Origin of the sequence: Victivallis lenta, from assembly GCF_009695545.1 — a bacterium.
In the GTDB taxonomy this organism is placed as follows: Bacteria; Verrucomicrobiota; Lentisphaeria; order Victivallales; family Victivallaceae; genus Victivallis; species Victivallis lenta.
This window is the reverse complement of the sequence record NZ_VUNS01000002.1, coordinates 437,971-449,128: the sequence shown is the minus strand read 5'-3', so window position 1 is coordinate 449,128 and position 11,158 is coordinate 437,971. Positions and strand designations below refer to the sequence as shown.

The following is an 11,158-nucleotide window of genomic DNA, read 5'->3' as shown; positions in this document are numbered from 1 at the left end:
CGTAACGAAAGCCCTCCTGCAAGATGCAGGAAAATGAGCCGAAGCAGGTCGGATTCTTTATTCTCTCCTGTAAACTTACGCCCGAATTTCAAGACCTTCAGTTCATGGAACTTTTCCTGCCAGCCTTGGGAAACAAAGAGACAATAAAATCCCAATCCGAAAAATACTCATCCCAAACTGCCATTTGAATACCTCGCTTGTTCTGATAAGAAAATAGCAGTAATTTATCATTTTACAAGAGGTTTAACTAGCGCGTATGGAAGGCGCGCCCCCGGCCCCCGGACCGGCACCGGCACGGTGCCGGCGGCGGCTCCGCTACCTTGACGCGTGAGCGGGCAATGTCTTGTCTGCCGTTTCAAGGGAATTATGAGGGGAGAGGCTTTACTCGGGCATATGTGTCCGGGAATTTCGGTTTTTTCATCGCCGCTTGCGGAAATCTCCCGGAGAAAAGCCGGTTTCACGCTTGAAAATGCGTGAAAAGTGGAATGGACTCTCCCACCCCAGTGTCGCAGCGATTTCCGAGACGGTAAGTTTGCCCTGGAGCAGCAGTTTCTGAGCTTCCCGGATTCGCCGCCGCAGGCGGAACTCTCCCGGCGTCATCCCCGTCTCTTCACGGAAGGTCCGGAAGAACAGTGTACGCGACATGCCGCAGCGTTCGGCCAGCTCCTCAAGGTTCGGCTCTTCGCTGAAGCGGCCCGACAGAAATTCAACCGCCTTTCGGCATCGTTCGGTACGGCGCGGCAGTTCTTCCGCCGGTCGTGGCGGGCAGAGCTTCATCGCCTCCGCGCAGATTTGGAACGTCCCGCACTGCATTTCAATTTCCGTCCGGCGGTTTCCGGCCGGTTGTTTCGCGTAAAGCTTCCGCAGCATATCCGACAGCACGGTCCGGCTCTCGCCGCGGACCGGTACCGTTGCGGGGCGGCAGCGGTCGAAGAAGTCGGTGCCGTCCGCAAACTCCACCGTGATGCCGAGCGCGAGCACCGCCAGGGGATTTTCCGCGTCCGACAGCACGTGGCGTTTCATCTGCGGCGTCATCAGGAACAGGCTGTTCTCCCCCTCATCGATCGGATATTCCCCCGCGCTCTGCACGACAAGCCGCCCGCTGCCCCGCCAGGTCAGCATCAGGACCATGAGCGGAGCGCTGACCCATACCTTCTTTCTCGCCGGATCAAGTTCGAGCAGCGAGAACCAGCAGAGATTGGCAGAGATTCCTTCAAGCATTTTGTGTACGATACGATATGTTTTTTGTACGCCGCTGTCTGTTCCAAATAGTTGAAATCTGGTATACTATACGGCAGGAAACAGATTTTTCAATACAATGAGGCAGGAAAATGAAACCAGTGAAACCATCTTTCGACTTCCTTCGCGCCCGTCTTGAGCGGCAGTATCTCGATCCGGATTTCGATCCTTCGACCGGGCTTGATGCGGCCGGGCTTGATGCCCGCATCGAGGCGTATTGGGACGCGCATTCCGGGGAACCGCTGATCCGTACGCGCGCCGCTCTGCTCGAGCTCGTATTGACCGCCGGACGCATCGGAGTTGATCCGGATGACCGCTTTGCGGACCATATCGAAACCGGCAGCGGCATCCGGGCTTTGCAGGAGAAGCTGCAGAAAGCGGCCCTCGCGGAACTTCCCTCGGCAGAGGATGCCGAACGGCGCGAGGCATGGGAGTGCGGCTGCTTCGATTGCTGGCTCGACCTGAGCCATACCACGCCGGATTGGCGGAGCATCCTGTCGCTCGGCGTCTGCGGGTTGCGCGATCGGGCGCTCGCGGCGGAACGGGCGGCGAAAGAGGAAAAAGCATGTGAATTTTATCGTGCCGCCGCCCGTGTCTTCGAGGCGATGCGGTGTTATATTGTCAGGCTCGCGGAGCTGGCGGAGAAGAGGGGCGCGGCGATCGTCGCACCGGTGCTGCGCGCACTTTCCGAACGGCCGCCGCAGAGTTTTCACGAAGCGCTCCAGCTCGCTTATCTGTACCATGAGGTACAGGAGATCGAAGGGGAACTGGTCCGTTCGATGGGTTGCTTCGACCGGCTCTACATCGACTTCTACCGACGCGATATCGCTTCCGGCGCATTGACGCGCGAAGAGGCGAAGGAGCTGCTGAAGTTTTTCTGGATCAAGTTTTACGCGAAAACGCAGGGCTTGCAGGCCGGGAAGAATTTTTGTTTCGGCGGCCTTCTGCCGGACGGCTCCGACGCGGTCAACGAGCTGACGGTTCTCGCCTACGAGACTTACCGCGAACTGCGGGTCGTCGACCCGAAGCTTACGATGCGGGTTCACTCCGGCTCTGCGCGTGCGATGCTGCGCCAGGTCGCCGACTGCCTGAAGGGAGGACTTACCGCGACCGTTTTTATGAATGACGACGTTCTGTTTCCGCTTTTTCTGAAGCGCGGCAAAACGCCGGAGGATGTGTACGACTATGTGGCGATCGGCTGTTACGAACCTGCAATCATGGGCCGGGAGATGTGCTGTTCGATGACGATCATTTTCAACCTTGCGAAAGTATTGGAGCTTCTGCTGCACGGTGGCGGCGACCCGGCGACCGGCATCCGTCTTTTTGATGTGCATGAGGGGGAACTGACGGACTTCGATGCGTTTTTTACGGCCTATCTTGATGCGTTGAAGCTGCTGCTGAAGCGTGCGATGCACATCGAACGGCTGCGGACCGCGATGTGGAGCCGGGTCAACCCGTCCCCGCTGCTCTCCGGAACGATGGCGGACTGCATCGCAAGCGGCCGCGACGTTTCCGAGGCCGGGACGAAGTACAATCAGTCCGGCATCATGTGCGCCGGAATCGGCACGCTTGCCGACTCGCTCTTTGCCGTGAAACGGCTCGTGTTCGAGGAGAAACGCTGCACGCTGCCGGAACTGGCCGCTGTTTTGCGTTCCGACTGGGCCGGGCATGAGGAGCTGCGGCTTTATGCGAAGATGCGCCTGCCGAAGTGGGGCAACAACCTTGAAGGGCCGGACGGACTCGCCCGCCGCGTTACGGATTTCGCCGCAGAACTCATCAACCGCGAGCCGAACGGAAAAAACGGCACCTTCCAGATGGGGCTCTGGTCGATCGACAACAACCGCCTTTTCGGGAAGAAAACCGGTGCGCTGCCGGACGGAAGCAGGGCAGGGGAGGAGTTGTCGAAGAATACCGGCGCTTCGGCCGGGCTGGATCGGCGCGGGGTGACCGCGCTGATCAATTCGGTCACAAAACTCGACCATACCGGTTTTGCGGATGGGTCGGTGCTCGACATCACGCTGCATCCGAGTGCGGTGTCGGGGCCGGACGGCGCGGAACTGATCGTGGACCTTGTCCGTACCTTTTTCGCCAGAGGCGGCCAGTCGGTTCAGTTCAACATTTTCGATGCGGAGACCCTGCGCCGGGCGCAGCGGGAGCCGGAGAAATATGCGAATCTGCAGGTTCGCGTCTGCGGCTGGAACGCGCGTTTCATCGACCTGTCGGCCGAGGCGCAGGAGGCGTTCATCGCCGCCGCCGGCGGGGAGGCGTGACATGAATACCGTTCCGGTCGCAGAAATCAAGCATATGGCGGTCCACGACGGACCGGGGATGCGCACAACCGTGTTTCTGAAGGGATGTCCGCTCCACTGCATCTGGTGTCACAACCCCGAGTGCATTTCAGCTGCGCCGGAGCTGCTGTTTCGTGCGGCGCGCTGTACGGCCTGCCGCCGCTGCGAAGCCGTCTGCCCGCACCGTGCGCACCGTTTCACTTTGAATGGCCATGAATTTCGGCGCGGGCTCTGTGACGGCTGCGGCGCGTGCGCGGAGGTTTGTCCGGCCGGAGCGCTCACGCTGTGCGGCCGTTCCGCCGCCGCCGGCGAGTTGTATGACGAGCTGATGGAGGATGCCGATTTCTACCGGATTTCCGGCGGCGGCGTGACGCTTTCCGGCGGGGAGCCGCTGCTTTATCCGGCCTTCTGCCGCGAGCTCTTCGCCGTCCTCGGCCGGGCCGGTATCCATCGGGCGCTCGATACTTCGGCGGCGGTTCCGTGGGAGGCGTTCGAAACCGTCCTGCCGGAGACGGATCTGCTGCTTGTGGATTTCAAGCACCCCGATTCCGGCCGCCACCGCGAGCTGACCGGGCAGGACAACCGGTTGATTCGGGAAAATCTACGCCGTCTTCAGGCCGCCGGAGTGCCGATTGAAATCCGCATCCCGCTCGTGCCGGGCTGCAACGATGCGCCGGAAGAACTGGAGGCCGCCGCCGGCTTTCTCGCCGAGCTTCCGTGTGTGGTTCGCGTGAAGCTGCTCGCTTATCACAGTTTCGCCCGTTCGAAATACGAAGCGGTCGGCCGTCCCGACACCATGCCGGAGGTGCCGTCTCCTGACGGGGATGAGATGGAAGCTGCTGCCGCGAGACTGCGCGCCCGCGGGCTTGCGGTTCTGCTGTAAAATGGGGCGGGACGAGCTTACCAGCCGCCCGAGGCTCCGCCGCCGCCGCCGCGGCCTCCTCCGCCGGAAAAACCGCCGCCGCGGCCCCCGCCTCCGGAGAAACCGCCGCCCCCTCCGCCTCCGCCGATGAAGAAGCCGCCCGCTCCGCGTGTCGCAACCAGAAAAATAACGATGAAAATAAGGATCGGCCAGAAGGAGCCGCCGCCGGACTCCGGAGTCCTTTCCTCCTCCGGTTCCGTTTCGGCGAGGCCCTCCGGCGCTTTGCCGGTGACGAATTTCTGTACCATGCCGACCGCGTGTACAGTACCTGCCGCATAGCGGTTTTCACGGAAGTACGGGGCGAGCGAGCGCAGCACGTCTCCGGCACGTGCGTCGTTGATCGCTCCTTCGAAACCGTAGCCGACCTCGAGGCGTGTTTTGCGGTCGTCGACCGCGATGATCAGGATGACTCCGTCATCCTTGTCCTTGCGGCCGATTTTCCATTTGTCCATGACGGCGATGCCGAACGTTTCGATCGGCGTGCCGTCGAGCGTTTTGACGGTGAGGACGGCCATCTGGCCGCCGCCGGTTGCCTGCTCGAACTCCCGGATCGCGTTCTCGATCTCCGCCGCTCCGCCCGTACCGAATATGCCGGCGCGGTCCACCACTCTGCCGGTCAGAGGCGGCACGTCGAGGCCGAATCCGGCCAGTGCAGGCAGAAGCGCAAAGAGCAGCAGCGCTGCCCGGAGACAGGAAGTCATACTCATTTTACCAGCTTCCCGTCATACCGTGACCGCCGCCGCGGCTGTCGCGGCCGGCTCCGTCTTGTTTCTCTTCGTCGTCATCTTCGCCATCGCCATCGTCATCTTCGTCCTGTTCCTTCTCCGCATCGTTCTCCGTATCCGGCGTTTCCTCCGCGTTTTCCTGTTTTGCCGCAGGGATCTGTTTTTTGCGGACCGCTCCATAGATGAAGATGGCCAGAACCGCCGCGACAATGACGATCATTCCGGTCGGAAAACGGTTCTGCGCGGAGGACTCCGGAGCCGCGGGCTTCCGTGCGGCCTGTTCCGGCGCAGCGGCGAGAACGGGCAGCCCGGCGAGGATCGCTTCGCCGTATTTTTTCTCCCGGAAACCCGGCTGCACGGTGCGGAGGAAGCGTTCCATTGCGGCATCGTTCCATTCATCGGTCAATCCGGGACCGACTTCGACCCGTATCCGGCGGTCTTTGACGGCGATGAGCAGCAGCAGCCCTCGGTCCGCCTCCGGCTTTTCGCCGGTCCAGCGATCCATGACCGCGGCGCCGAGCGTTTCGATCGGCATCCCCTCCAGGCTCCCGACCGTCATTATCATTGTTCGGCATGATTTTTCCGCTTCAAGCTTCTCCAGCGCGGCGGCGATGGCGGGCGCCTGCTCCTGCAGCACCTGCGCCTGATCGACGATTTTTCCGGACAGGGGCGGGATTTCCAGGCCCGGCGCCGGGAATACGGCTCCGAGCAACAGAAGAACGGCGCAAATCCGGAAACAGCGGGTGAATTTCGACATGGCTGACTCCTTCGGGTGAATCCGGCTCAGAACTGCACGGCGGGCGGCTTCTGGACCGCCGCGCTTCCTTCCGGCGGCTGGAAATATTCCGCCGGAGAAAGTCCGAGGCCCGAAGCGAATAACGACCCCGGGAATTTGCGGATCGACGCATTGAACTCCCGCGCCGTATCATTGTAACGCGTGCGGGCCACGCTGATGCGGTTTTCGGTTCCGGCCAGCTCGTCCTGCAGGCGGATGAAGTTCTCGTTCGCCTTCAGGGTCGGATAATTCTCGGCGATGGCCAGCAGCCGGCCGAGCGCCGATTCGACCATGGCTCCGGCTTCGGCTTTCGCGGCCGGCCCTTTGGCCGCCAGCAGCCGGCTGCGGGCGTCGGCGATTTCCGTGAAGATCTTCTCTTCGTGCGCGGCGTATCCCTTTACGGTGTTGACGAGGTTCGGAATCAGGTCGGCGCGCCGCTGAAGCTGGGTGTCGATCTGGCTCCAGGCCGCTTTGACTCCCTCGTCCCGTTCGATCAGCCCGTTGCGGATGGAAATGGCCGCGATGACCGATATGATGACGATTGCGACGATGATTCCGATGGTGATGAGCAGGGCTTTCATGATTTCCTTTCGTGGTCAATCGGTTGTACTCCGCAGAGAAAGTAACCCGTTTTTGCCGGATGTCAACAGGTTCCGCCGGAAAAAATCCGATTTCTTGCCGCTCTCGCGGACATTTTCGGGGAAAACCTTGACTTTTACCGGAAACGGGAGTATTATTCATACGGTGCCCAACCACTCACAGAGGAGATTGTATCATGTCCGAAATCAGAGAAATCTACGGGCGGGAAATTCTGGATTCCCGCGGCAACCCGACGGTCGAAGTCGAAGTCGTGCTGGAGTCCGGCGCGACCGGGACCGCCGCCGTGCCGTCCGGCGCTTCGACCGGGGAGAACGAGGCGCTCGAACTGCGCGACGGCGACAAGAAGCGCTACGGCGGCAAGGGCGTCCTCAAGGCCGTTGCCAACGTCAACGAAAAAATCTTTCCGGAACTCGAAGGCATGGAGGCGCTCGACCAGATCGGCATCGACCAGGCGATGATCGAGCTCGACGGCACGCCGACCAAGGAGAAACTCGGCGCGAATGCGATTCTCGGCGTCTCGCTGGCCGTGGCGCGCGCTGCGGCGTCCGAGCTCGATTTGCCGCTTTTCCGCTATCTCGGCGGCGTGAACGGCAAGGTGCTGCCGGTGCCGATGATGAACATCATCAACGGCGGTTCGCACTCCGACGCGCCGATCGCGTTTCAGGAGTTCATGATCCGTCCGATCGGCGCCGACCGTTTTTCGGAAGGACTCCGCATGGGCGCCGAGGTGTTTCACGCCCTCAAGCAGATTCTGAAGAAGAAGGGGCTCTCCACTGCGGTCGGCGATGAAGGCGGCTTCGCACCGAACTTCAGAGGCGGTACCGAGGAGGCGCTCGATTCGATCCTGAAGGCGATCGACCTCGCCGGCTACAAGCCCGGCAAGGATCTGACCGTCGCGCTCGACTGTGCCGCGAGCGAGTTTTATAAGAACGGCATCTACAATTACAGCAAGTTCGAGGGAGATAAGGGGTGTGAACGCAATTCCGCCGCGCAGGTCGAATATCTCGAGGAGCTGATCAAAAGCTACCCGATCGATTCGATCGAGGACGGCATGGCCGAAAACGACTGGGAGGGGTGGAAGCTCCTGACCGAACGCATCGGCGACCGCTGCCAGCTCGTCGGCGACGATCTCTTCGTCACGAACGTCAAGTATCTGGCCAAGGGGATCGAGCTCGGCTGCGCGAATGCGATTCTCGTCAAGGTCAATCAGATCGGTACGCTGACCGAGACGCTCGATGCGATCGAAATGGCGCACCGCGCCGGTTACGCCGCGGTCATCAGCCACCGTTCCGGCGAGACCGAGGATACCACCATCGCCGATATCGCCGTCGCGACGAACGCGGGGCAGATCAAAACCGGTTCGCTGTCGCGCACCGACCGGATCTGCAAGTACAACCAGCTGCTTCGCATCGAAGAGCTTCTGGGGGACCTCGCCATCTACGGCAACTGAGGCGCCGGAACGTCCGCCGCCTCCGCGTTCCGGCAACGCGGGGGCGGGTATGTTTTCCGCCGCGGCCCGGAGCGGATCCGGGCCGCGCGTGTTTTTGCCGGAAACACCTCGGCTGTTTTGTCGATAATTCACGTTTTTTTCTGGTTTCGGGTTGACTTCGACGCATTTCTGAGCCATAATACTACGGGAGAAATAATCGGACACTGTATAACGGTAGAGGCGCCGGTATTCATCGGCCGACCAGGACGGAGGTGACGTATGACTGAACCCAGAAGGCCAGGCCGGATCCAGGGAGAGTGGATCTGGAAAAACTCACTGTTGAACCACCCGGACAGCTTCCTCCTCATGCGCAAGGAGTTCGTCTGCAATCTGGTCGAACTCGAAACCAATCTCTGGATCAGTGCGAACTGCGCCTACCAGCTGTTCATCAACGGCCGTTTCGTCGGATTCGGCCCGCGCGCCCACCAGAACTGCGGAACCAGCTACATCGACCTGCATGAAGTGACCTATTATCTCGAATCCGGGATCAATGTCATCGCCGTGCTCGTCTATTACAACGCCGATCAGGGCGGCTGCAACAAACATACGCCCGGACTCTGGTGCCAGATGGAGGCGCAGGGCAAAATCATTCTGTGCAGCGACTCGACCTGGGCCGTTCGCGAGGGCGGCTGCTTCTGCACGCCGCGCGCCCGCATTTCCAAGGATCAGGGCATGAGCCAGTATTTCAACGCCGACGACTGCCCGCTCAACTGGACGACGCCGGTATTCCTGCCCGACGCGAGCTGGGCGCATCCGGACCACACGACGGCGGTCGGCGAATTCGGCAGCCGGCTTGAGATTCATCCGCTGGCGCCTCCCGGAATCGCGGTCGAAAGTCCGGCGCCGCTGCCGTTTGCGCGCGGCCGCATCACATCGCTGCCGAACTGGACGCAGGTCGCGTTCGAGGAGACCGACTGCGACGGCATGGAGACTTACGCCGCGAATACCTTCCTCTTCTGCGAAGCGGACGAGGAGCTTCCGGTGCGGCTTTATTCCGATGATCCGCTGAAGTTCTTCTGCAACAACCGCCTGGTCCTCTCCGCCCGCGAGACGATGGGCGGCGAAGTGACGCTGCCGCTGCGCTCCGGCTGGAACCGGCTGCTGCTAATCCAGAATCCGAGCCGTCACTCGATGGGGCTGGTCATGCTGCTGCCGGCGGTCGACGAGTTCGGCGGGGAGCGTGAATTCTGGTTCAGCCGCGAACCCGATTCCGGCGCGTCGGAGGGGTGGAATACGGTCGGCCCGCTCAAGCTGTCGCTGGAGGAGGCGACGCCTTCGCTGAAATTCGAACGGCTTCGCGTCAAAGGCTATTCGTCCTCGCTGCCGGAGCTGACCGACCCTTATGCCCTGCTGAATGCGAGCCGCTTCGAGCCGGAGAGCTGCGATGCCGGGGAGGACGAAGCGGCGCTGGCCTGGAGCCGTCCGCTCCAGACCAACGATTATGTGATCTACAAGCTCGATATGATCCGCTACGGCTTCGTTCGGGTCACGCTCGAAGCGACCGCCGGGGACCTGGTCGACATCACCATCGGCTGCCGCCGTACCGAAACCGGTTTCATCACGCCGGGCAAGGATACCCGGGGTACCGGAACCATCCGTTGCCGGAACGCCAGAAACGTCTATCTGACCTTCGTGCCGAACGATTGCTTCTACATCATGATTTCGATCCGTCGCGCCGCCGGCAGCGTCAAGGTGCTCGGCGTCGGGTTCGACGAATTGACCCGCGCTGAACGGCAGGAGACCGTCTTCCACTGCTCGGACGAGCTGCTGAACCGGTTCTGGGAGATCGGCCGCCAGACCTTGCGCCGCTCCGCCGCCTTCGTGCCGCTCGCCGAATCACGCGCCGACAACGACTGTTATATGCTCGATGCCTATATCGATGCGGTCAATATGGCTGCGGTGTTCGGAGACTACGAGTACGCGAATGCGCGTCTGCAGCAGTTCGTCGATGCGCAGCTCGAAAACGGCGACATTCCGGCGCTGACCTTCGGGACGCGCCACGCTTCGCAGGTGCATCAGCTTTTCTTCTTTCCGGTCTGGATTTACTATAATTACCGCTTTTCGGCGAACATCACGCGGCTCAGGGAGATGATTCCGAGTCTCGACCTGACGCGGGAATATTTCGAAGCGATGATCGACGAGGAGACCGGGCTGCTGACCGATGCGGAGATCCGGTTCGGCTTCCAGAGCAAAATCAGTTTCGGCGAATTCAAGGAGGGGGAGATTCCAACCTATCTGAACGCGCTGTTCTGCCGTTTCCTGCTCTCTTCGGCTGAAATTTACCGGACGCTGGAGGATTGGGAACAGGCGGAGCACTGCCTCGCGCTGGCCGGCCGGGTCGCGGCCGCGCTGCGAGACCGCAACTTCGATCCGGCCTGCAGCCTCTTCTGCCGCTGGTCGCTCGAGAGCGAACGCATGCCGGACCACAATCTGTTCGCGAATTTCTGCGCGATGTACGGCGGAGTCCTGCCGCTTTCGTCGTTCGAACACTTCTTCTACAGCTTTTTCAACTACGATCCTCCCTACGACCGCAGCGATGAATCGCGCCATCCGTATTTCCACTTCCTGTTCATGGAGATGATGTTCGCGCTCGGGCAGAGGGAGTGGCCGTTCCGGTACTTCCGCGATTACTGGTCGAAGCGCATGTGCAGCGAGTCGATGGCGTGGCGGGCCGATTTCGACTGCGACGACCCGGCACCGACGAAGTTTTCCGAGGGGAGCGGCGTTTCTCCGAACATTTTTCTGCTGCGCGAGGTCCTCGGCATCCGCATTGCGGAGGCGGGCCATTCGGTCGTCTATTTCAACCCGGCCTTCAAACTCGTCAGGTCAGCGGACGGCATCGTGCCGATGGCGCGCGGACGGCTCAAGGTCAAGTGGGAAGTGCTGGATGACGGTGTGCTGGATGTTACGCTCGATGCGAGCTTCCCCGTAAAAATCCTGCCGGAAATGAGTCACAAGCAGCTCGCCGACACCATTTTCCGGCTCGGCGAAAAAATCACGCTGCTGAATCCGACGCCGGAGTACGACGCGGATGAAGAGGCGGAGGAGAAGGAAGAGCTCGTCGAAAGCTGACGGATGTGGACGGCTCCGGCTTCTTGCCGGTTGCCTGGTACGCCGCGG

General features: G+C 61.2%; 8 protein-coding genes. 4 read left to right on the top strand and 4 right to left on the bottom strand.

All coding sequences use genetic code 11. From position 1 onward, the window contains the following. Window positions 1–417: 417 nt before the first annotated feature. The gene (locus FYJ85_RS03840; protein WP_106054720.1) at window positions 418–1,221 is read right to left on the bottom strand and encodes a helix-turn-helix domain-containing protein; all 804 of its coding nucleotides are present in this window, start codon (window positions 1,219–1,221) and stop codon (window positions 418–420) included. A 119-nt stretch (window positions 1,222–1,340) separates the two neighbouring features. Between FYJ85_RS03840 and FYJ85_RS03835 the strand changes: the two genes are divergently transcribed. Continuing rightward, window positions 1,341–3,509, top strand: coding sequence for a pyruvate formate lyase family protein (locus tag FYJ85_RS03835; protein WP_206212955.1), 2,169 nt, complete (start codon window positions 1,341–1,343; stop codon window positions 3,507–3,509). 1 nt (window position 3,510) lies between these two features. Next, window positions 3,511–4,410 carry a glycyl-radical enzyme activating protein gene (locus tag FYJ85_RS03830; protein ID WP_158704206.1) on the top strand — a complete coding sequence of 300 codons (900 nt, stop codon included), beginning with the start codon at window positions 3,511–3,513 and terminating at the stop codon, window positions 4,408–4,410. Window positions 4,411–4,427: 17 nt separating this feature from the next. On the opposite strand, the gene FYJ85_RS03825 is transcribed toward FYJ85_RS03830, so the two are convergent. Genes FYJ85_RS03825 through FYJ85_RS03815 form a run of 3 tightly spaced genes read right to left on the bottom strand, consistent with a single transcriptional unit; the run spans window position 4,428 to window position 6,530 of the window. Beyond that, window positions 4,428–5,156, bottom strand: coding sequence for a TPM domain-containing protein (locus tag FYJ85_RS03825; RefSeq protein ID WP_154417041.1), 729 nt, complete (start codon window positions 5,154–5,156; stop codon window positions 4,428–4,430). 1 nt (window position 5,157) lies between these two features. Next, window positions 5,158–5,931 (bottom strand): TPM domain-containing protein, encoded by a 774-nt coding sequence (locus FYJ85_RS03820; RefSeq protein WP_106054724.1) that lies wholly within the window; start codon window positions 5,929–5,931, stop codon window positions 5,158–5,160. A gap of 26 nt (window positions 5,932–5,957) precedes the next feature. Then, window positions 5,958–6,530: a LemA family protein gene (locus FYJ85_RS03815; protein ID WP_106054725.1), complete on the bottom strand. Its 573-nt coding sequence runs from the start codon at window positions 6,528–6,530 to the stop codon at window positions 5,958–5,960. A gap of 194 nt (window positions 6,531–6,724) precedes the next feature. Between FYJ85_RS03815 and eno the strand changes: the two genes are divergently transcribed. Beyond that, a complete protein-coding gene (gene eno, locus FYJ85_RS03810; protein ID WP_154417040.1) occupies window positions 6,725–7,999 on the top strand; it encodes a phosphopyruvate hydratase in 1,275 nt (424 codons plus the stop codon). Window positions 8,000–8,257: 258 nt separating this feature from the next. Beyond that, window positions 8,258–11,110 (top strand): hypothetical protein, encoded by a 2,853-nt coding sequence (locus FYJ85_RS03805; protein WP_154417039.1) that lies wholly within the window; start codon window positions 8,258–8,260, stop codon window positions 11,108–11,110. The last annotated feature ends 48 nt before the right edge of the window (window positions 11,111–11,158 follow it).